The 19,928-nt window shown below is 62.4% G+C and carries 16 protein-coding genes and 1 pseudogene; 10 read left to right on the top strand and 7 right to left on the bottom strand.

Going from position 1 to position 19,928, the window contains the following annotated elements:
• A pseudogene (locus tag AO268_RS13730) lies at positions 1-112 on the top strand (IS30 family transposase); the annotation flags it as partial.
• A 123-nt stretch (positions 113-235) separates the two neighbouring features.
• Here the strand turns inward: AO268_RS13730 and AO268_RS13725 are convergent.
• Positions 236-1,546, bottom strand: a complete 1,311-nt coding sequence (locus AO268_RS13725; protein ID WP_076960806.1) for an MFS transporter — start codon at positions 1,544-1,546, stop codon at positions 236-238.
• Between the two features lie 170 nt (positions 1,547-1,716).
• Between AO268_RS13725 and AO268_RS13720 the strand changes: the two genes are divergently transcribed.
• From AO268_RS13720 to AO268_RS13700, 5 genes are all read left to right on the top strand, one after another.
• Positions 1,717-2,817: a sugar diacid recognition domain-containing protein gene (locus AO268_RS13720; RefSeq protein WP_099168990.1), complete on the top strand. Its 1,101-nt coding sequence runs from the start codon at positions 1,717-1,719 to the stop codon at positions 2,815-2,817.
• 115 nt (positions 2,818-2,932) lie between these two features.
• Positions 2,933-4,075: a glycerate kinase gene (locus AO268_RS13715; RefSeq protein WP_099168989.1), complete on the top strand. Its 1,143-nt coding sequence runs from the start codon at positions 2,933-2,935 to the stop codon at positions 4,073-4,075.
• A 102-nt stretch (positions 4,076-4,177) separates the two neighbouring features.
• Positions 4,178-5,449, top strand: a complete 1,272-nt coding sequence (locus AO268_RS13710) for an AAA family ATPase (protein ID WP_076960809.1) — start codon at positions 4,178-4,180, stop codon at positions 5,447-5,449.
• Entirely contained in the window at positions 5,446-6,165 is a 720-nt protein-coding gene (locus AO268_RS13705; RefSeq protein ID WP_076960810.1) for a hypothetical protein, read from the top strand. Before AO268_RS13710 ends, AO268_RS13705 begins: the two co-directional genes overlap by 4 nt.
• A gap of 75 nt (positions 6,166-6,240) precedes the next feature.
• Positions 6,241-6,753 (top strand): GNAT family N-acetyltransferase, encoded by a 513-nt coding sequence (locus AO268_RS13700; protein ID WP_076960811.1) that lies wholly within the window; start codon positions 6,241-6,243, stop codon positions 6,751-6,753.
• On the opposite strand, the gene AO268_RS13695 is transcribed toward AO268_RS13700, so the two are convergent.
• Positions 6,741-7,442 (bottom strand): aspartate/glutamate racemase family protein, encoded by a 702-nt coding sequence (locus AO268_RS13695; protein WP_099168988.1) that lies wholly within the window; start codon positions 7,440-7,442, stop codon positions 6,741-6,743. The genes AO268_RS13700 and AO268_RS13695 overlap by 13 nt on opposite strands.
• A 116-nt stretch (positions 7,443-7,558) precedes the next feature.
• Here AO268_RS13695 and AO268_RS13690 point away from each other — a divergent pair, with 116 nt between their 5' ends.
• Positions 7,559-8,053 carry a hypothetical protein gene (locus AO268_RS13690; RefSeq protein ID WP_099168987.1) on the top strand — a complete coding sequence of 165 codons (495 nt, stop codon included), beginning with the start codon at positions 7,559-7,561 and terminating at the stop codon, positions 8,051-8,053.
• Positions 8,054-8,111: 58 nt separating this feature from the next.
• On the opposite strand, the gene AO268_RS13685 is transcribed toward AO268_RS13690, so the two are convergent.
• Together AO268_RS13685 and ccoN are read right to left on the bottom strand one after the other, a co-directional pair.
• Positions 8,112-8,333 carry a cbb3-type cytochrome c oxidase subunit 3 gene (locus AO268_RS13685; RefSeq protein ID WP_076960818.1) on the bottom strand — a complete coding sequence of 74 codons (222 nt, stop codon included), beginning with the start codon at positions 8,331-8,333 and terminating at the stop codon, positions 8,112-8,114.
• Positions 8,333-9,760: a cytochrome-c oxidase, cbb3-type subunit I gene (gene ccoN / locus AO268_RS13680; protein WP_076960819.1), complete on the bottom strand. Its 1,428-nt coding sequence runs from the start codon at positions 9,758-9,760 to the stop codon at positions 8,333-8,335. The genes AO268_RS13685 and ccoN overlap by 1 nt, the downstream gene beginning before the upstream one ends.
• Positions 9,761-9,999: 239 nt before the next feature.
• Between ccoN and AO268_RS13675 the strand changes: the two genes are divergently transcribed.
• Both AO268_RS13675 and AO268_RS13670 read left to right on the top strand, forming a co-directional pair.
• On the top strand, positions 10,000-11,670 hold the full coding sequence (locus tag AO268_RS13675; RefSeq protein ID WP_076960820.1) for a nitrite/sulfite reductase: 1,671 nt from the start codon (positions 10,000-10,002) through the stop codon (positions 11,668-11,670).
• Entirely contained in the window at positions 11,667-12,161 is a 495-nt protein-coding gene (locus AO268_RS13670) for a DUF934 domain-containing protein (protein ID WP_099168986.1), read from the top strand. Before AO268_RS13675 ends, AO268_RS13670 begins: the two co-directional genes overlap by 4 nt.
• 25 nt (positions 12,162-12,186) lie before the next feature.
• On the opposite strand, the gene AO268_RS13665 is transcribed toward AO268_RS13670, so the two are convergent.
• The gene (locus AO268_RS13665) at positions 12,187-14,505 is read right to left on the bottom strand and encodes a tetratricopeptide repeat protein (RefSeq protein ID WP_099168985.1); all 2,319 of its coding nucleotides are present in this window, start codon (positions 14,503-14,505) and stop codon (positions 12,187-12,189) included.
• A gap of 192 nt (positions 14,506-14,697) precedes the next feature.
• Here AO268_RS13665 and AO268_RS13660 point away from each other — a divergent pair, with 192 nt between their 5' ends.
• Positions 14,698-15,369, top strand: coding sequence for a DUF3313 domain-containing protein (locus AO268_RS13660; RefSeq protein ID WP_099168984.1), 672 nt, complete (start codon positions 14,698-14,700; stop codon positions 15,367-15,369).
• Positions 15,370-15,448: 79 nt separating this feature from the next.
• On the opposite strand, the gene AO268_RS13655 is transcribed toward AO268_RS13660, so the two are convergent.
• A complete protein-coding gene (locus tag AO268_RS13655) occupies positions 15,449-17,938 on the bottom strand; it encodes a fused MFS/spermidine synthase (RefSeq protein ID WP_099168983.1) in 2,490 nt (829 codons plus the stop codon).
• Between the two features lie 345 nt (positions 17,939-18,283).
• A complete protein-coding gene (locus AO268_RS13650) occupies positions 18,284-19,870 on the bottom strand; it encodes an arylsulfatase (protein ID WP_099168982.1) in 1,587 nt (528 codons plus the stop codon).
• Between the last annotated feature and the right edge of the window lie 58 nt (positions 19,871-19,928).

Raw genomic sequence — 19,928 nt, 5'->3', positions numbered from 1 at the left:
CGAAGCCGTCAATCGGACAGTAGCGAGGATCAATCTACGCCCGCGCAAGCGCTTGGGCTGGAAGACGCCGTACGAAGTGCATACAGGGGTGAGCGTTGCACTTATGTGTTGAATTCAGGACCGGAAACTCAGTTCCACAATAGAATTCAGCCGGCTTGCCGACAGTGGCGATAGGGCAGTCACCTTGAAGTTAACTGCCTCACCGCGACCGTCGCAAAGCCGGCTTCTACAAGGGTTATGCTTTTAAGGTACGGGTCATGCGCAACGCCAGCACACTACCCGCGACAATCACCGCCGCCAGCAGGTACAGCGCCAGGTCGGTGGACCCGGTGGCATCCTTCACAAAACCCACCACGTACGGGCTCAAGAAGCCCGCCATCTGGCCCATGGAGTTGATCAATGCCAGGCCACCCGCTGCAGCACCGGCGCTGAGCATGGCGGTGGGCACTGGCCAGAACATCGGCAAGCCGGTGAGGGCGCCCATGGTGGCGATGGTCAGGCCGAGGATCGCGATGGCCGGGGTGGTGGCGAAGTTCACCGCGATGATCAGGCCGACAGCGCCCATCAGCATCGGCACCACCAAGTGCCAGCGGCGCTCCTTGCGCAGGTCGGCCGAGCGGCCCACCACCAGCATGAACACTGCCGCCAGCAAATACGGAATTGCACTGAGCCAGCCGATTACCAGGTTATCGCTAAAGCCCATGTTCTTGATGATCGACGGCAGCCAGAAGTTGATGGCGTACACGCCGCTCTGGATACAGAAGTAGATCAGGCCAAAGGCCCAGATCGCCGGGTTCTTGAACACTTGCAGCAGCGAATCGGTAGTGGTCTTGGGCTTGTTGGCCAGGTCGGTGGCCTGGTCGGCTTCAAGCACTGCGCGTTCATGGGCGGTCAGCCATTTGGCGTTGGCAAAGCTGTCGCTGAGCAGGAAGTAGGCGAGGGCGCCAAGGATCACCGTGGGCACACCTTGCAGCAGGAACATCCACTGCCAGCCCGCGAGACCGCCCTGGCCAGCCGCGAAGTGGTTAAGGATCCAGCCGGAGAACGGGCTGCCGAGCAGGCCCGACACCGGGATCGCCGACATGAACAGCGCCATGATCCGCCCGCGGCGGAAGGTCGGGAACCACTGCGAGAGGTACAGCACCACGCCGGGGAAGAAGCCCGCCTCAGCGGCCCCGGTAAACAGGCGCAAGGTGTAGAAGTGCGTCGGTGTGGTCACAAACAACAGGCAGGTGGACAGGGTGCCCCAGGTGATCATCATCAGCGCAATCCAGCGCCTGGGACCGAACTTGGTCAGCGCCAGGTTACTCGGCACGCCGCACAGCACGTAGCCGATAAAGAAGATCCCGGCACCGAGGCCGTACACGGTCTCGCTGAACTTCAAGGCGTCGAGCATCTGCAACTTGGCAAAGCCGACGTTGACGCGGTCCAGGTAGTTGAACAGGTAGCAGATGAAAATAAAGGGGATCAGGCGCAGGGTGATGCGCTTGTAGACGGCGTTTTTGTCGTCATCGTTGGCCAGGGTAGCGGCGGCGCTCTGTGACATGGTGTTCTCTCTTTATTATGATTTTTCGCGATGCGCGGGTAACGTTGATCGCCCCAAGAGTCTCGGTCACGGGACGGTGCCGTGTCTTTGTGCCCCCGCACAGCGATCCATCCATTGCGCTGTGCCTTTGACCAATCGCTTAATGCAGCGCTTTCAAGGAATTTAGCCCCATGTTCGAGCTCGATCATGACCTGGCGCAGGACATCGTCAATCGCACGATGGCCATTTTGCCCTATAACGTCAACGTCATGGACAGCCAGGGCCTGATCCTTGGCAGCGGCGAGCCGGAGCGTATCAACACCCGCCATGAGGGCGCGCAATTGGTGCTGGCCAACGGTCGCGTGGTGGAAATCGACAGCCAGACCGCCAAGCACCTCAAGGGCGTGGCGCCGGGGATCAACCTGCCGCTGCTGCATGACCAGCGCCTGATCGGGGTGCTGGGCATCAGTGGGGAACCGCAACTGCTGCGCACCTATGCCGAACTGGTGCGTATGACCGCCGAGATGCTGGTCAGCCAGCGCCATCAACAGGCCGAGCAGCAATGGCGACGCCAGCGTTGTGATGATCTGCTGGCGTTGCTGCTGGCCGACAGCGGCGAATCGCCGCGCCTGGTGGATGAGGCCCAGCAACTGGGGCTCAAGCCGCAATTGTCGCGCACCCCCTATCTGTTTGAGTTGGGCCCGGGGCAGACCGCCGAAGCCCTGGCGGCCTGGCTGGCCTCCCGTTACCCGGACAGCTGGTGCGTCAGTTCTGCACAGTTTTCGTTGTTGTGGTGCCGCCCGGCCTCGGTGCCGATGGATAACCCGCGCTTGCTGGAAAAACTCGATGCTGCGGGCTGGAACATCCTGCGGGTCGCCGTGGGTGGCCAGGCCGATGGGTTGGCCGGCTTGCGCCGCTGTTATCGGCGCGTGGCGGACTTGCTCGCCTATGGCCGCGACATACTGCCCCAGTCGCGCCTGCTGACCCTCAATCGCTACCGCTTGCCGGTGATGCTCTGGCGCCATCGCACCGACGATGCCCTCGATGAATTGCTCAACCCGTTGCGCAAGGTCCTGGCCAAAGACAGCAACGGCCAACTGCAGGCCACGCTGCGCAGTTGGTGCGAGCACGACGGGCAAAGCCAGGCCTGCGCCGACGCCCTGGGCATCCATCGCAATAGCCTGCGCTACCGCATGGAGCGCATTGCCGAACTGAGCGGTGTCGATCCCCTGACCCTGGACGGCATGCTCGCGCTGTACCTGGGGGGGCAGCTGTTGCCCCAATCCCTGTAGGCGCCGGCACTTTTGTAGAAATGAACAACAAACCCCAGCCACGCTTGTGCATCGGACAGGCGTCATTGCCGGTGCCAACTGGCAGCATGGGCGTCATAAAAACCGGAGAAAGCCCATGAAAGTCATCATCGCCCCCGACTCGTTCAAGGACAGCCTGAGTGCCGAAGGCGTGGCCCAGGCCATTGCCGAAGGCCTGGCTGAGGTTTGGCCGCAGGCCGAATTGATCCAGTGCCCGATGGCGGACGGCGGTGAAGGCACGGTGGCGTCGGTCCTTGCGGCCTGCCAGGGCGAGTTGCGCAGTTGCACCGTGCAAGGCCCGTTGGGCGGCACCGTTGAGGCGCGTTGGGGCTGGTTGGCCGAGAGTGCCACGGCAATCATCGAAATGGCCGAAGCCAGTGGCCTGCAATTAGTCGCGCCGGGGCAGCGTGATGCCTGTGCCAGCAGCACCTTCGGCACCGGTGAGCTGATCCGCGCCGCCCTGGATGCCGGGGCCCGGCGGATTATCCTGGCGATTGGCGGCAGCGCCACCAACGACGGCGGCGCTGGTGCCCTGCAGGCCCTGGGCGTGCAACTGCTCGACGCCCAAGGCACAGCCCTGGCGCGTGGCGGTCTGGCCCTGGCGCACCTGGCACGGATCAATCTTGAGCAATTGGACCCACGCCTGGCCCAGGTGCGTTTCGACATCGCCGCCGACGTCAACAACCCTCTGTGCGGGCCCCACGGTGCCTCAGCGATTTTCGGCCCGCAAAAAGGCGCCAACCCACAGCAGGTCGAGCAACTGGACCAGGCCCTCGGCCATTTTGCCGAGCACTGCGCCCAGGTCTTGCCCCGGGACGTGCGCGACGAGCCCGGCAGCGGCGCCGCCGGTGGCCTGGGCTTCGCCGCCAAGGCCTTCCTCGGCGCCCGGTTCCGCCCGGGCGTGGAGGTGGTCGCCGACCTGGTGGGCCTGGCAAACGCCGTGCGCGGCGCCGACCTGGTGATCACCGGCGAAGGCCGCTTCGACGCCCAGACCCTGCGCGGTAAAACCCCGTTTGGCGTGGCACGGGTGGCCAAGCAGCACGGCGTGCCGGTGATCGTGATCGCCGGCACCCTGGGCGAGGGTTACGAGCAGATGTACGCCCATGGCGTCGACGCCGCGTTCGCCTTGCCTGGCGGACCGATGAGCCTGGAGCAGGCCTGCAGCGAAGCGCCGAGGCTGTTGCGCGAGCGGGCGGCGGATATTGCACGGGTGTGGCGCTTGGCGGTGCGGGGGGATTGATAGGGGTAACCGTGCGCGCCGTGACAGGGCGGCCGATAATTACTATGATCGCTGCTTACTTTGAAGACTGGCTGACCTGGCCGGGGATGTTGGAAGCCGATCATGCAGATCAAGCGTTTTACTCTCGTCAATTTCCGTGGCATCGAGCACGTCGAGCTTGATTTTGAGGGCAAGAAGACTATTGCTTTGGTCGGGGTCAATGGGGTGGGCAAGTCTTCGATTCTGGATGCGTTGGCGATTACGCTGTCGAATTTGACCTCGCGGATCGTGGGGCAGGCTTCAAAGTCCAGGGCTATCTCCAAGGACGATATCAAGGTTGGCGCTGACTATACGCGCCTGCAATTAGTCGCCAGGTTTGCGGCAAATGAAGTTGATTGGGCGATCGCTTTAAACCGTAAGGCAGGTAAGCATCCCAAGGAACGAAGCAGCGACTTGAGCCAGTTGAATACTGCTGCTGGCTCCATCGAGATCGATGTCCTGCGTCACGAGCTTGTTGACGAAGCACCGGTCCAGTTGCCACTGGCGGTTTATTACGATGTCCATCGCGCTGTTCTGGATGTGCCATTACGCATCAGAGAGCAGTTGGTCAATGCCATCGCTGAGGGGTATGACGACGCCCTTGGTCACGGCGGCGCTGACTTCAAGCGGTTCTTCATTTGGTTTCGCAACCAGGAAGACCTTGAAAACGAAAAGGCTCGGGATGTGCCAGGGTATCGTGACCCGGAGCTTTCTGCAGTTCGTCGCGCCATCGAAACGTTCACTGGCTTCAAGGATGTCAGGGTCCGCCGCAAGCCTGCGTTGCGAATGACAGTCCTTAAAGGCAATCTTGAGTTCAACGTTCTGCAACTGTCGGACGGCGAAAAGTGCCTGCTGGCGATGGTGGGAGATCTGGCTCGCAGGCTTACATTGCTGAACCGTCAGGTTGTCGATCCGCTCAAAGGCAGTGGCGTAGTTCTGATCGACGAACTGGACCTGCACCTGCACCCAGGCTGGCAACGTACCGTCGTGGCCAATCTGGAAAAAACCTTCCCCAATTGCCAATTCATCATCACTACCCACTCCCCGCAAATCCTCGGTGAACTGCCCGCCAACGCAATCATGTTGCTCAAGGAGGGTCGGTACCTCGGGCATCCAGAGCGGTCACTCGGGCTTCGCAGTGGTGAAGTAGTGGAAGAGTTGATGGGCGGCTTTGCACAAAACCAGGACGTGAGCGAGCAACTTAAAAAAATCCATCTCCATCTGGATGACGACGACCTGGACGCTGCTCAAGCCGGTATTGAGTCGCTACGACAGGATATTGGAGATATCCCCGATATCCTTGAAGTCCAGGCCAGTCTTGATTCCCTGAGGTGGACGCAAGAGGATGAAGCGTGAGGTCGATCAGAAAAGGTGCGGAACCCCGTGAACTGATCGACTGGCGCAGAGCAAACAGAGAGACACCCCAGAATCTGTTTTATGGCCGGGGCAGTAGTTTTCCGGGCGAGCCCGTTCGCAAAGCGCTGCTGTTGGAGCAGTTTCATCTTTGTGCCTATACCCTGCGCCGATTGCCGACCGCTGATGAGTGCCTGGCGAGGGGGCAGGGGACGATTTTCAGTTGCCATATTGAACATGTGCTTCCGCAAGCGGAGCATGAGGCCAAGAGTATTGCCTACGACAATATGGTTGCCTGTTATCCCGCTAGCCAGTCAGGTGTGGCTTGTGAGTACGGCGCGATAGAGAAGAAGGCCTACGACCCGGCTAAAGGGCTTTTTGTCTCGCCGCTGTCTCCTGCTGCCAGCCAGCAGTTCCGGTTTTCCAGTGATGGCAGGGTCGAGGGGCTTTCACCTGAAGCGGTCAAAACCGTGGAGGTGCTCAAGCTCAATCACGCCACACTGGTCAACAACCGAAAGGCTGTAATCAGGGGGCGATTGATGCCACGTGGCAAACCTATCTCCGCAGCGGCAGCCAGGCGCCTGTGCGATGAGGCTGAAGTCCCTGATGCCAATCAATGTCTTCTTGAATACTGCCTGGCCCTCAAGCAGCAAGCAGAGCTGCACGCTCAAAAATACGAAAAGAAGGCGGCACGTACCCGTGGTCTGCCGAGGCATTGATAGATCGAGTATTCCCCAGGACGGTAGCGGGCGCCTACACTGCTCGGCCACTTGTCTTTCAAAGGATGAAACACAATGCCTACACCTGACCCCAAGATCGTGATCCAGCGCTTTGCCGAACCCCATCTCGAAGGCATGCGTGCGCTCTACAACGAACCGGCCGTGTGCCGTCAGGTGCTGCAGATGCCGTTCCAGTCACTGGAGGTGTGGCGCAAGCGCCTGGCCGATACCAATGAGCGACTGCTCAGGCTGGTGGCGGTGCAGGCGGGCGAGGTGATTGGCAGTTGTACCCTGGAGCAATATGCGCGCAGTCGGCAAAGCCATATCGGCGGCATTGGCATGGGGGTGGCGGTGGCCTGGCAGGGCAAGGGCGTGGGCACTCAGTTGTTGGGCGCGGCGCTGGAGGTGGCGGACAACTGGATGAACCTGCGCCGGGTGGAACTGACGGTGTACGCCGATAACGAGCCGGCCCAGGCGCTGTACCGTAAGTTCGGTTTCGAGACCGAGGGCCGGCTGCGTGATTACGCCGTGCGTGACGGCGTCTTTGTCGATGCCTTGAGCATGGCCCGCCTGCGTCAGACCGCCTGATCGCCCAGGGCAAACGCCACCGCAGCCTGCGCATGCAGCGCGGTGGTGTCCAGCAACGGCAGGTCGCTGTGCTCGGGCTTGATCAGCAGGCCGATCTCGGTACACCCCAGGATAATCGCCTGGGCGCCACGGGCCGCGAGGTTGGCGATGGCCTGCTGGTATATCTGGCGTGAGGCTTCGCTGATCACTCCGACGCACAACTCGTCATAAATGATCCGGTGCACGGCGCAGCGTTCTGCTGCGTCGGGCACCAGTACGTGCAAGCCCTGGGCCGCCAGGCGCGCCTTGAGAAAGTCCTGTTCCATGGTAAACGCCGTGCCCAGCAGGCCGACCGTCAGGGTCTGGGCCTGCACCGCCGCCGCGCCCGCCGCATCGGCAATATGCAGGAACGGCACCGACACGCAGGCTTCGATCTGCGGTGCCAGCAGATGCATGGTGTTGGTACACAGCACGATGCAGTCCGCACCACCGGCTTGCAGGCGGCGTGCGGCGTCTTGCAGGATCAGCGCCGCGTCATCCCAGCGCCCGGCGTGCTGGGCTTGTTCCACCGGGCCGAAGTCGACGCTGTACAGCAGGATCGGTGCCGAGCGCAGCGGCCCCAGCCGGTCGCGTACCTGCTGGTTGATGATCCGGTAGTACTCGGCGCTGGACTCCCAGCTCATGCCGCCGATAAGGCCGATGGTGCGCATGCAAAGCTCCTCAAGCTGTGGGGCAAAAGCCACACCTTACCCAACACGCGAGCGTTAGTCATACGCGCCGCTGCTGCATCTGCCATGATCGTTGTTTGCCCCCCGAGGAACACCGCATGGACGATGTACAGCAACTGGGCGAGATGCTTCGTCATTACGCCGACAGCGAAGCGCACAAGCGCCAGCAGTTCGAGGTGCAGTCTGCCCACTGGACCCGCAAAATCACCGAGCTGTATGGCCACATCGAGCAATGGCTGGCGCCGGTCAAGAGTGATGGGTTGCTGGCAGTGCGGCGTGAGGCCTATGTGGCGTCCGGCCCGAGCGTGCCGGTGGAGACTTCGACCTTCAAGAGCGAGAAGCTGACCATCGAGATTGCCGGCAAACCGGTGGAGTTCGTGCCGGAGGTGATGGGGGTGGGTGGGTTGATTGCGTTGTCGGTCATGGGCCTGACCGCTGCCCGTTATGGCAGCATATCCTTGGTACTGCTGCCGGGCTCCGATGACTGGCTGTGGAAGAAAACCAATGGCCTGAAAGACCCGGACACCTTCGCCTTTGATGCCAATTTCCTGGCCTTGCAGTTGCAGAGCCTGATTCCGCGCGAGCGCGGCTGATCCCCAAGCCAATGTGGGAGTGGGCAAGCCCACTCCCACACAAGCCCAACACTTACCTTCAGACCTCTACATTACCCCAACCCGGCTTGGCCTCTTCAGGCGCCACCGACTTGACCGGCTTGCCCGTCGCCAACTCCACCCGCCGCGCCACCTCCGGGTCGTCGGCAAACGGAATCAGGCTCGCCTCATCCAGCTCTGCTCCAGACTGGTCCCGCAGGCAGTATTCCACGGCGCCATACAGGCAGATCACCGCCACCAGGTTAAAAATGACCTCCCACATCAGGCGATCTGCGCATCACGTTGCGCCACCTTCAAGTCGGCCACCCGCACGGTGCGCCAGGTGTTGTAGGCCATCAGCAGCATGCCGCCGAGGAAGAACACCCCACCGGCAAACCGCACCACAAACCCCGGGTGGCTGGCCTGCAAGGCTTCGACAAACGAGTAGGTGAGGGTGCCGTCATCGTTGATCGCCCGCCACATCAGGCCCTGGGTGATGCCGTTGACCCACATCGAGGCGATGTACAGCACCGTGCCGATGGTGGCCAGCCAGAAGTGCAGGTTGATCAGCGGTACGCTGTACATCTGCTCGCGGCCGAAGATTTTCGGGATCATGTGGTACAGCGAGCCAAAGGTGATCATCGCCACCCAGCCCAGGGCGCCGGCGTGGACGTGGCCGATGGTCCAGTCGGTGTAGTGGGACAAGGCGTTGACCGTCTTGATCGCCATCATCGGCCCTTCAAAGGTCGACATGCCGTAGAACGCCAACGACAGCACCAGGAACCGCAGGATCGGGTCGGTGCGCAATTTATGCCAGGCGCCCGACAGGGTCATCATGCCGTTGATCATCCCGCCCCAGCTGGGCGCCAGCAGGATCAGCGACATGGCCATGCCCAGCGATTGCGCCCAGTCCGGCAGCGCGGTGTAGTGCAAGTGGTGGGGGCCGGCCCAGATATACAGGGTGATCAGCGCCCAGAAGTGCACGATGGACAGGCGATAGGAATACACCGGCCGCCCGACCTGCTTGGGCACGAAGTAATACATCATCCCCAGGAACCCGGTGGTCAGGAAGAACCCTACCGCGTTATGCCCGTACCACCACTGCACCATGGCGTCGGTCGCCCCGGAATACACTGGATAGGACTTGAACCAGTCCACCGGGATCGACAGGTGGTTGACCACGTGCAACATGGCGATCACCACGATAAACGCGCCGAAGAACCAGTTGCCTACATAGATATGCTGGGTCTTGCGCTGCACCACGGTGGTGAAGAACACGATGGCGTAGGCCACCCACACCACAGTCATCCACACCGCGCCGGAGAACTCGATCTCGGCGTATTCCTTGGTGGTGGTGTAGCCCAGGGGCAGGGTGACCAGCATGACCACGATCACCGATTGCCAACCCCAGAACGTAAAGGCGGCGAGCCAGTCGGAGTACAGGCGCACCTGGCAGGTGCGCTGTACCGCGTAGTAGCTGGCGGCAAATTGCGCGCTGCCGGCAAAACCGAAGATCACCAGGCTGGTGTGCAGCGGTCGCAACCGGCCGAAGGTGGTCCAGGGCAGGTCCAGGTTCATGTCCGGCCACACCAGTTGCGAGGCGATCCACACGCCCATGGCCATGCCGATGACGCCCCATACCACGGTGGCGATGACGAATTGACGGACGACCTTGTAGTTATAGGCCTGCCCGGTTGATGCTGTGCTCATGGTCAGTCTTCCATGGTTTCAAGTCCCGGGCACTGTAGGAAATCCATGAAAAACAAAACAGGCTCAGAAAAACTACATTAATACGGATCAGAATTTATCCCTTAAAACATGGGGTATTCCATGGCTGATATGGTTTTTTAGTTTTTAGCTGAATCTGTGACGTCTTGAGCTGTAGGTGCATAGTCGCCCCCATAGAAACCGCTGCCGTCGAGCGCGGTCAGCCATGATGAGGTAGCGAGATGTATCGGTACGATGAGTACGACCGGGCCCTGGTCTTCGAGCGTGTGGCGCAGTTCCGTGACCAGGTCGAACGGTTTGTCGCTGGCGACTTGAGCGAAGAAGAATTCCTGCCGCTGCGCCTGCAAAACGGCCTGTACCTGCAAAAACATGCCTATATGCTGCGGGTGGCGATCCCCTACGGCACCCTCGGTGCGCAGCAACTGCGCACCCTGGCGAGCATTGCCCGGGATTACGATCGCGGCTACGGCCACTTCACCACCCGGCAGAACATGCAGTTCAACTGGATCGAGTTGCAGCAGGTGCCCGACATCCTCCAGCGCCTGGCCGAAGTCGACATGCATGCGATCCAGACCTCGGGCAACTGTGTGCGCAACATCACCACCGAAGCCTTTGCCGGGGTGGCCGCCGACGAGTTGCTGGACCCGCGCCCGCTGGCAGAAATCCTGCGGCAATGGTCAACCATCAACCCCGAGTTCCTGTTTTTGCCGCGCAAGTTCAAGATCGCCATCTGCTCGGCGCGCCAGGATCGGGCGGCGATCATGATGCATGACATCGGCCTTTATCTTTATCAGGACGCCGACGGCCAGATGCTGTTGCGCGTGCTGGTGGGCGGTGGCCTGGGGCGCACGCCGATCCTGGGCTTGCAGATTCGCGACGGCTTGCCCTGGCAGCACCTGCTGTCGTATGTCGAGGCGGTATTGCGCGTGTACAACCGCCATGGCCGGCGCGACAACAAGTACAAGGCGCGGATCAAGATCCTGGTCAAGGCCCTGGGCATCGAGGCGTTTTCCCGGGAAGTGGAGGAGGAGTGGCAGCACCTGCGCGATGGCCCGGCGCAACTGACCGAGGACGAGTACCAGCGCGTGGCCGCAGCCTTTGTGCCACCGGACTATCAGGCATTGCCCGATACCGACCTGGACTTTGGCACGCACATGGCCGACAGCCCGGCCTTCGCCCGCTGGGTAACCCGCAATGTGCAGCCGCACAAAGTGCCGGGCTATACCAGTGTGGTGCTGTCCACCAAGCCGGGGATTGCCGCGCCGCCGGGGGACGTGACGGCCGAGCAGATGGATGCCGTGGCCCAGTGGGCCGAACAGTTCGGCTTCGGTGAAATCCGCATCGCCCACGAACAGAATATCGTGCTGCCGGATGTGCCCAAGGCGCGGCTGCATGCCTTGTGGACCCTGGCCTGTGAGCAGGGGCTGGGCAGCGCCAATATCGGCTTGCTGACCGATATCATCGCCTGCCCCGGCGGCGACTTCTGTGCCCTGGCCAATGCCAAGTCGATCCCCATCGCCCAGGCGATCCAGCAGCGTTTCGACAACCTCGACTACCTGCATGACCTGGGCGATATCAGCCTGAATATCTCTGGCTGCATCAATGCCTGCGGGCATCATCACATCGGCAATATCGGCATCCTGGGCGTCGATAAAAACGGCAGCGAGTGGTACCAGATCACCCTGGGCGGTGCGCAGGGCAAGGCCAGCGCGCTGGGCAAGGTGATTGGCCCCTCGTTCAGTGCCGCACAGATCCCGGATGTGATCTCACGCCTGATCGCCACCTACGTGCGCTACCGGGAAAGCGACGAACCCTTTATCGACACCGTGCAACGCATTGGCCTGGAGCCGTTCAAGGAGCGGGTGTATGGCAGCGTGGTGCAGCCGGTATGAACAACCTATTGAGCCTGGAGCAGGGCGTGGCGGCGATCAAGCACGATGACCCTTGGACCCTGGTGCGCGATGCCGAAGGGCCGCTGCCCGAGGGCGCGCTGATTCTGCCGCTGGCGCTGTGGCTGAGCCGGCGCATTGCACCAGACCCACCACAGGACGCGGTGTGGCTCGGCCCGGATGATGACGTGGAACACCTGCGACCGTGGCTGGATGCATTGCCGCTGATTGCCCTGGATTTCCCCAGCTTTCGCGATGGCCGCGCCTACAGCCAGGCCTATCTGTTGCGCACCCGCATGGGCTGGCAGGGGGAGTTGCGGGCGGTGGGGGATGTGCTGCGCGACCAACTGAGCCATATGCGCCAGTGTGGTTTCGATGGGTTCGCCGTGCGCGAGGACCGCTCGGCCGCCGAGGCGCTCAAGGGCCTGGCGGGCATGAGTGTGAGCTATGGCCGCTCGGTGATTGAGCCGCGGCCGTTGTTTCGCCGGCGGTAGCCCTCTGCCTGCCGCCGGCGCGTTGTTATTTCAAGGCCGGGTCGGTGGGGTTGAGTTTTTTCCAGCTCTGCATCACCTGCTGCGCCTTCGGTTCCTGGCCGTTCTCCAGGTAGTACTGGATCAGCGACAACCGTGCATTGCGGTTATAGGGCTGGCGTTGCAGCAAGGCTTCCAGTTGCTGGCAGGCCTTGTCGACCTGGCCACCGTCATGCAACGCCACCGCCAGCACAAAACTGTACTGCCCGTTGTCCGGTTCCAGGCGGGCGGCCTCGCGCAGGTGCGTCAGCGCTGACGGGGTGTTGCCCTGGCGAATCAGCATCAACCCCTGGGTATGTTGCAGCAGCGCCGCCTCAGGGTGTTGCTTGAGGCGATCGGCCAACAGGCGGCCGGCTTCTTCGCGCCGGCCGTTGGCTTCCAGCCACTGGGCGAGGGTCACCAGCGCCGGGTAGAAGTCCGGGTCGCGCAGCAGTGCCGTGCGCAGTTGGGCTTCGACCTGAGCGGCGCGACCGCTGGCCTGGTACAGCATGGCCAGGTTGAGGTTGGCTTCGGCGCGTTCCTGCAGGCTGAGTTGCACGTTTTCGTATTCATCGATGGCCTGTTCCCAGGCCGGGCCCAGGCCTTGGGCCGCGACGCTGAGCAGATCCCGCGCGGCAAGGATGCGCACCGCACGCACCGGGTCCTTGAGCAAGGGGCCATACAGCGCCACGCGTTCGGCGGGTGGCAGGAAGGCGCTGACCGCCCGTAGCGCACTCTCGCGCACCTGCGGGGCAGGGTGGCCCAGGTCCTTGGTTGCCAGCTTCAACGCCTGTTCGCTGGGGTAGTTGGGCAGCTCGACCAGCAGCGTGGCGCGTTGGATAGCCGGCAGGTTATTGCGCGCCAACTGCTCATACAGCGCCTGCGCCGCCCCCGGCTGGCCACCGCGAATCAGTGCCAGGCTTTCGTCGTAGCGGGGGGCCTGGAGCGCCTGGCTGTGGTCCCACAGTTTGAATTGCGCGGTGATCTTGTCGCCGGCCTTGCCTTGGTGGCAGGTCAGGCAGGCGTCCGGGGTGCCGAGCCTGGCGGCGCGCTCGGGGTTGGGAATGCTGAAGCTGTGGTCATGGCGAAAGTCATTGCCCATGTAAAACTTGCCGGGCATATGGCAATCGACGCAAAACGACCCGGGTTGCCCGGCGACATGGCGCGTGTGTTCTGGCGCCTCGTAGTTCTTGGCCTGCAGGCCCCGGCCATCGACCGAGGCCACAGCGGCCTTGCCCGCCGTGTTGTGGCATTGCAGGCAGACGCCATTGCCGGGGGCCTTCAACTGGTTGCTATGGGGGTTGTGGCAGTCGGTGCAGCGCACGCCCTTGTCGGCCATCTTGCTCTGGGCGAAGGCGCCGTGTTCAAACACCTCGTCCTTGATCTTGCCGTCCAGGGTATACAACTCGCGGGTCAGGACGCTGGGCAGGTAGTCGTCCATCAGGCGCTTGCCCACGCGATAGCCATCGCCCAACGGTGCCCGGCGCGCATGGCAGCGGGCGCAGGTTTCGAGTTCGACGGTGGAGTCCTTGTCCTTCAAGTCCACGGCAAAGCCGGCATGCAGCAGGTCACCCTTTTTCGCCGCCCATTGCACATGGTTCGACGCCGGGCCATGGCAGGCCTGGCAGCCGACGCCGAGGCTGTTCCACTGGCTGTCGAAGCGGTTGTTGACGGCATCGAAATTGCGCTGGTAGCCGGTGGTGTGGCACTCCACGCACATGAAGTTGGCGTTCTGGTTGGGTTGGCTCCAATGCAGTGGGTTCTTGAAGTTCACGCCTTGGCCGGGGTAGAGGTGAAACCAGCGGTTTTTTTCGGTATCCCAGGCCACGCCCAGGGCCTGCAAGCGCCCGTCGCCGACCTCGATCAAGTACTGCTGCAAGGGCGTGATGCCGAAGGTGTAGGCGACCTTGAAGTCTCCAGGCTTGCCATCGGCCCCCGGGGTATTGACCCAGAACTCATGGCCCCGGCGAAAAAAGCGGGTGGTTTCGCCTTCGCCTTTGAACGACGCATGGTTGAAGTCGGCCGGCACGGTTTCAGGCGTCGCCTGCTGCATGGCCAACTGATGATGAGAACCTTGCCAGTCCTGGGCCTGGGGCTGATGGCAGGCCTGGCATTGTTGCTCGTCCACGAGCTGCGCCGGCGGCATCGCTACCGGCTTGGCCACCGTGGCCACCGGCGTGGGGGTCAATAACTGCGGGGTGGGCGTACTGGCCTGGAGAAACAGCCAGATCCCGAGCATGGCCAGCAGCAAAACGGCAATCAGCAAGGGGTATAGGTAACGATTGGGTGAGTCACGGTGGGCTGCGTTTTTGTTGTTAGGCTTGGGCATGCGGCTTCCGATGTCCTGGGGCATTGACGCACTAAGGCGTGCTTAAGCTAGGTGCAGCTTTGACGCCGGCACGGTATATGTCAATCGAGGTACAAAAAAAGCACACGAGTAGTGTGCCAATAGGCTATTTTTCCCGAGTTGGCTATACCTGTTAATTCACGTCTTGATGATAAATACCAAGGAGTCGCACCAATGAAGCTAGGGCTAATGATCAGCACGCTGTGTATTGCCTCACTCGGGGTGACTGGCTGTGCAAGTAAAGTCCCCCAGCCGGACGAGTATTCCGGGTTTCTTTCGGACTACAGTCACTTGAAGGAAGCCAAGTCGCCATCGGGCGCAGAGGTGATGCGCTGGGTCGATCCCAAGCTGAATCTGAACCGCTATACCTCGGTGTATATCGAACCGACCCAATTCTTCCCCAAGCCCCAGGCCACGGCGCAAATCCCCGAAGACACCTTGCGTAGCATCAACGAGTACTACAACCAGGCGCTCAAGCGTGAGCTGGTCAAGTCCCTGCCATTGGCCAACGCCCCGGGCCCGGGCGTGATTGTGGTCCGGGCGGCGATCACCGCAGTCAGCCGCAAGACCGAAAGCCTCAAGCCCTATGAGTACATCCCGGTGGCCCTGGTGGCCGCTGCGGTGAGTACCGGCACCGGGATTCGCGACCAGGAAACCACCCTGGGCACCGAGGCGCAGTTTCTCGATGGCGACACTGGGCGGGTGATTGCCCAGGTTGTGCGCAAAGGCACCGGCAAGCCCCTGGACAATGACAGCCAGGTGATGAAAGCCTCGGATGTGAAGGGTGTGATCGATGGCTGGGCGGCGGATTTGCATCAGTCCTACGCCAAGTTCAAGGCCAAATAACGCGCGCAGGCTTGTTGTGATTGTGGCGAGTGGGCAAACCCGCTCGCCACACCAATAGGCTGATGGTATGCCGGTTTAGTCAATCCCCGACAAACCACCGGTAATACGGATTGGCCCCATCCCCCTGCAACACCTGCCGGATATCCCGGCCCCAGGCTGCCCGATCACCGTCATAGGCGTGCAGGCTGGCGCGGTAGAACTGCATCAGGCGTTGCTGCTCGGCATCCAGGGTCCGCAAGAAGGCCGCATCGGCATTCAGCAACGGCGCCGGCACCCGCAAGTCGAGCAAGGCCGGCAACACCCGCTTGATCTCCTGGCTGCGCACCCACGGCGCATATTCGATGCGCGGCTGGTCATCGGTGACGGCCAGGGCCTGCCCGGCAAAACGCAGCAGCCCATTGCGATCGGTGACCCAGGTCGCCAACAGGGTCGGCGCCGAATCAATGCCGACCTCGGCCAGGGCGCTGCGTACCGGGGCTTGCTCGAAGCGCTGGCGAATACGCGCGGCGTCCAGCTCGATCGGCTCCATGGAGCCCACCAACAGCATCTCGTGGAACTCGCTGGTCCACAGCGTGGCGTACGGGAACACATCGAGGAAGCTGCGCACCAGTGACTGCGAGTCTTCGATGTTCTGCGTCGGCAGCGGCAGCCACTGCGCCAGCAGACCGTGTTTTTCCAGGCGCTGTGCGGCCAGTTGGTAGAAGTCGCGCGAATACAGGTTGACCACGCCGGCGGCGGAGGGCGGTGGCGGTTCCAGGGTGATCAGGTCATAGGCCTGGGGGCTGCGCAGCAGTTCCTGGCGCCCGTCGCGCAAGCGCACCTGCACCCCGGGATCGCTGGCGGCGTTGTAGTTGCCCTTGAACAGCGGCGCCGCCTGCACCACGGCGGGCAGCAACTCGGCGACCACCCGGTGTTCCAGCCCCGGATAACGCAACAGCGCGCCGGCGGTAATGCCGGTGCCAAAGCCGATCACCAGCGCCGAACGGGGCTCGGCGTTATGGATCAGCAACGGCAGCAGGGCCTGGATACGCATATAGCGCAGGGACGGCATGGCATCGCCGGTGTTGGACACGCCCTGGATATACAGGCGCTGAAAGGCCCGTGCGCCCTGGCCCTGGGTGACCACCGCGACCGTCGCGCCACGGCCTTCCTGGTAGAACGCCAGGCTGGCATTGCGTGCGCCGGGCAGCAGGTTGGCCAGGCGCTCGACCGGGGTCAGCAGGGCCACGGCCAATGACAGCAGGCCGAGGGCCGCCACCGCCTGGCGCCGGCCTTTTTTTACCCCATGGCCACGGCGCACCGCGATGTAACCCACTACGCCGGCAATCACCGCCAGCAGACCCAGGGTGCGCACCAGGCCGAGCCAGGGGATCAGCACAAAGCCGCAGAGCATCACCCCGACAATCCCACCCAGGGTGTTGAACGCCACCACCGCGCCCACCTCCCGGCCTACCTGCGCGCCGCCCACACTCAGGCGCAGCGCCAGGGGAAACGCCGCGCCGAGCAACAGGGTGGGCACAAACACAATGCACAGGGCGGCCATGGCAAAGCGTGCGCTCATGCCCGGCAATTGGCTGCCACCCAGGCTCAGTACCAGCGCTTCGGCCTGGGTTTGCAACAGCACCAGCCACCGGCCCAGCAGGGCGATTTCCAGCAGCGCCACCAGCCCGGCCCCGGCGATCAGCAGGCCGAAGACGCCCCAGGGATCGCGAAGGCGTGCGACCCGGCGCGCCATCAGTTGGCTGCCGATAAACAGCCCGGCCAGGTAAGTCGCCAGCACCACGGCAAAGGCATAGGTACGGGTACTCATGAACTGCACGATAGACTGCGACCAGACCACTTCGTAACCCAGGGCCACGCCACCGGCGATGGCGTACAGCACCAGCGCCAGGCGGGCCGGCCGGGTCTTGGACGGAACGCTGAGCGACGTTGCACGATGGCGCACGTACAACAAGGCGCCGACGGCGGCGAGCAGGTTGAGCAGGGCGGCCACCAGGGCACTGCCGCGCACGCCAAAGGTGGCGATCAGCACAAAGGCCGTGAGCAGGGTGCCGACGATGGCCCCGGCGGTGTTGGCCGCATACAGCCGGCCGCCGGCCTGGCCCAGGTCCTTGGCATCGACGTTGAGGGCGCGCACCAGCACCGGCAGCGTGCCGCCCATCAACAGCGCAGGCAGGCCCACCAGGGCGAAGGGCAGGAGCCAGGCCAACAGGCCGATGCGTTGTTCCAGCCAGGCAAACGGGCTGGCGGCCATGCCCAGGGCCAGCGTGGCGCTGACCCCGAGCACGGCGACCAGTATTTCCAAGACCGCGTACAGCAGCAGTGGCCGGGCGAGCCGATCGGCCCAGCGACCAAACAGCCAGCTACCCAGGGCCAGCCCGGCAAAGAAAGCACTGATCCCGGTGGTGATGGCATAGACCTCGACCCCGACCACCAGTGACAGCTGCTTGATCCAGAGCACCTGGTACACCAGGGCGGCGCTGCCGGAGATAAACAGCAGCAGGGCGGGGATCAGAAGGGTAGAGGCCTGGAGTTGGGCCAGGGGTTGGCTGGCTGTGCGTGAAGACATTGCAGATTGCCTTGTTCAAAGGGAACAACCATTGCAGAACTGGCGAAGAGGCCAGGTGAAAACTGGGTTTGGTGTGGGGCAGGCTTGTGTGGGAGCGGGCTTGCCCTAATGCCAGTCAGTTAAGCGGATTCTGCTTTCTGTAGGAGCGAGCTTGCTCGCGAAGGACGTCAACGATAACGCGTGTTTGCTAGGTAAACGCGGCGCTCTCAAGTTCTTCGCGAGCAAGCTCGCTCCTACAAAAAGGCTTAACTGACTGGCATTAGGGCTTGCCCGCGATAGCGGAGTGTCAGTCAATGTATTAGGTGGCTGATCCACTGCCATCGCGGGCAAGCCCGCTCCCACTTTTTATTGCGCCGGAGCCGCCTTCATTTTCTCGGCAATCTTCGCATCCACCGCTGCGCGAATCTGGTCGATGCTGAAGCTCGCCGGTTTCTGGCTGGGTGGGTAATCGATGAAGGTTTCGAGGAAGGCCGCCGACTTGGTCACCGCGACGCCCGCCAGGTACACGTTCTTGGTGCTCCAGTCGTAATACTGGTCAGACACCACGTCCGCCCGCTCGTACGGGTCCATGCGCAAGTTGAGGATCTTCGGCACCCGCAGGCATACGAACGGCTCGCTCCAGACCCGGAAACCACCCGGCTGGCGCTGCTCGCAGAACACCACTTTCCAGTTGTCGAAGCGCATCGACACCAGCACCCCGTCATCGTTGAAGTAGTAGAACTCGTTGCGTGCGCCCTTGGGTTGCTGGCCGGTCAGGTACGGCAGTTGGTTGAAACCGTCCAGGTGCACCTTGAAGTTGGCGCCGCCCGCCACCGGAGCCCAGCCTTTGAGCAGCTTATCCTTGACCTCGGTGTCACCGGCCGCCGCCAGCAGGGTCGGGAACCAGTCCATGCCCGAGACCATCTCGTTGGAGACCTCACCGCCCTTGATCTTGCCCGGCCAGCGAATGATCGCCGGCACCCGGTAGGCGCCTTCCCAGTTGGAGTTCTTCTCGTTGCGAAACGGCGTGGTCGCCGCGTCCGGCCACGAGAACTGGTTCGGCCCGTTATCGGAGGTGTAGACCACGATGGTGTTGTCGGCGATTTTCAAGTCGTCGAGGGTCTGCAAGAGTTTGCCGACGTCACCGTCGTGCTCCAGCATGCCATCGGCGTACTCGTTGCCGGGCATGCCGCTCTGGCCCTTCATCGAGTCGCGTACGTGGGTGAACACGTGCATGCGCGTGGTGTTCATCCAGACGAAGAACGGCTTGTCGGCCTCGGCCTGTTTCTTGATGAACGCCTGGGCGGCGGCAGTGGTTTCGTCGTCGATGGTTTCCATGCGCTTGGTGGTCAAGGCACCGGTGTCTTCGATCTTGCCGTCGGCAAAGCTGTGGATCACCCCGCGCGGGGTGTTGGCCTTGACGAAGGCGGCGTCGTCCTTGGGCCAGTACGGGCGTTCCGGTTCCTCTTCGGCATTGAGGTGGTACAGGTTACCGAAGAACTCGTCAAAGCCATGGTTGGTGGGCAGGTACTCATCGCGGTCGCCCAGGTGGTTTTTGCCAAATTGCCCGGTGGAGTAACCCAGGGACTTGAGCGCCTGGGCAATCGTGATGTCGCGTTTCTGCAAGCCCACCGCTGCACCGGGGATGCCGACCTTGGACAAGCCCGTGCGCAACGGCGTCTGGCCGGTGATAAAGGATGAGCGCCCGGCGGTGCAGCTGTTCTCCGCATAATAGTCGGTGAATATCATGCCTTCCTTGGCGATACGGTCGATGTTCGGCGTCTTGTAGCCCACCACGCCCATGGAATAGGCGCTGATATTGGTTTGCCCGATGTCATCGCCGAATATCACCAGGATATTCGGTTTTTCGGCGGCCAGGGCTGTTGCCCCGCCCCCCATCACTGAAACCGCCACCAGGGCCAGTTTCGGTAGCCACTTGCCTATGCGAGTCATAAGACCTGCTCCTATATCGGCTTGAGTCGCACTGCTGCGACCAACGTTTACTACAGTC

The organism is Pseudomonas sp. ICMP 8385, assembly GCF_002699915.1.
GTDB classification, from domain to species: Bacteria; Pseudomonadota; Gammaproteobacteria; order Pseudomonadales; family Pseudomonadaceae; genus Aquipseudomonas; species Aquipseudomonas gessardii.
This window is presented reverse-complemented; position numbering and strand designations above follow the sequence as displayed.

Excerpts from the sequence above, each read along its gene's own strand:
- AO268_RS13725 (WP_076960806.1), bottom strand. The coding sequence starts at position 1,546 with ATGTCACAGAGCGCCGCCGCTACCCTGGCCAACGATGACGACAAAAAC.
- AO268_RS13720 (WP_099168990.1), top strand. The coding sequence starts at position 1,717 with ATGTTCGAGCTCGATCATGACCTGGCGCAGGACATCGTCAATCGCACG.
- AO268_RS13715 (WP_099168989.1), top strand. The coding sequence starts at position 2,933 with ATGAAAGTCATCATCGCCCCCGACTCGTTCAAGGACAGCCTGAGTGCC.
- AO268_RS13710 (WP_076960809.1), top strand. The coding sequence starts at position 4,178 with ATGCAGATCAAGCGTTTTACTCTCGTCAATTTCCGTGGCATCGAGCAC.
- AO268_RS13700 (WP_076960811.1), top strand. The coding sequence starts at position 6,241 with ATGCCTACACCTGACCCCAAGATCGTGATCCAGCGCTTTGCCGAACCC.
- AO268_RS13695 (WP_099168988.1), bottom strand. The coding sequence starts at position 7,442 with ATGCGCACCATCGGCCTTATCGGCGGCATGAGCTGGGAGTCCAGCGCC.
- AO268_RS13690 (WP_099168987.1), top strand. The coding sequence starts at position 7,559 with ATGGACGATGTACAGCAACTGGGCGAGATGCTTCGTCATTACGCCGAC.
- AO268_RS13685 (WP_076960818.1), bottom strand. The coding sequence starts at position 8,333 with ATGTGGGAGGTCATTTTTAACCTGGTGGCGGTGATCTGCCTGTATGGC.
- ccoN (WP_076960819.1), bottom strand. The coding sequence starts at position 9,760 with ATGAGCACAGCATCAACCGGGCAGGCCTATAACTACAAGGTCGTCCGT.
- AO268_RS13675 (WP_076960820.1), top strand. The coding sequence starts at position 10,000 with ATGTATCGGTACGATGAGTACGACCGGGCCCTGGTCTTCGAGCGTGTG.
- AO268_RS13670 (WP_099168986.1), top strand. The coding sequence starts at position 11,667 with ATGAACAACCTATTGAGCCTGGAGCAGGGCGTGGCGGCGATCAAGCAC.
- AO268_RS13665 (WP_099168985.1), bottom strand. The coding sequence starts at position 14,505 with ATGCCCAAGCCTAACAACAAAAACGCAGCCCACCGTGACTCACCCAAT.
- AO268_RS13660 (WP_099168984.1), top strand. The coding sequence starts at position 14,698 with ATGAAGCTAGGGCTAATGATCAGCACGCTGTGTATTGCCTCACTCGGG.
- AO268_RS13655 (WP_099168983.1), bottom strand. The coding sequence starts at position 17,938 with ATGTCTTCACGCACAGCCAGCCAACCCCTGGCCCAACTCCAGGCCTCT.
- AO268_RS13650 (WP_099168982.1), bottom strand. The coding sequence starts at position 19,870 with ATGACTCGCATAGGCAAGTGGCTACCGAAACTGGCCCTGGTGGCGGTT.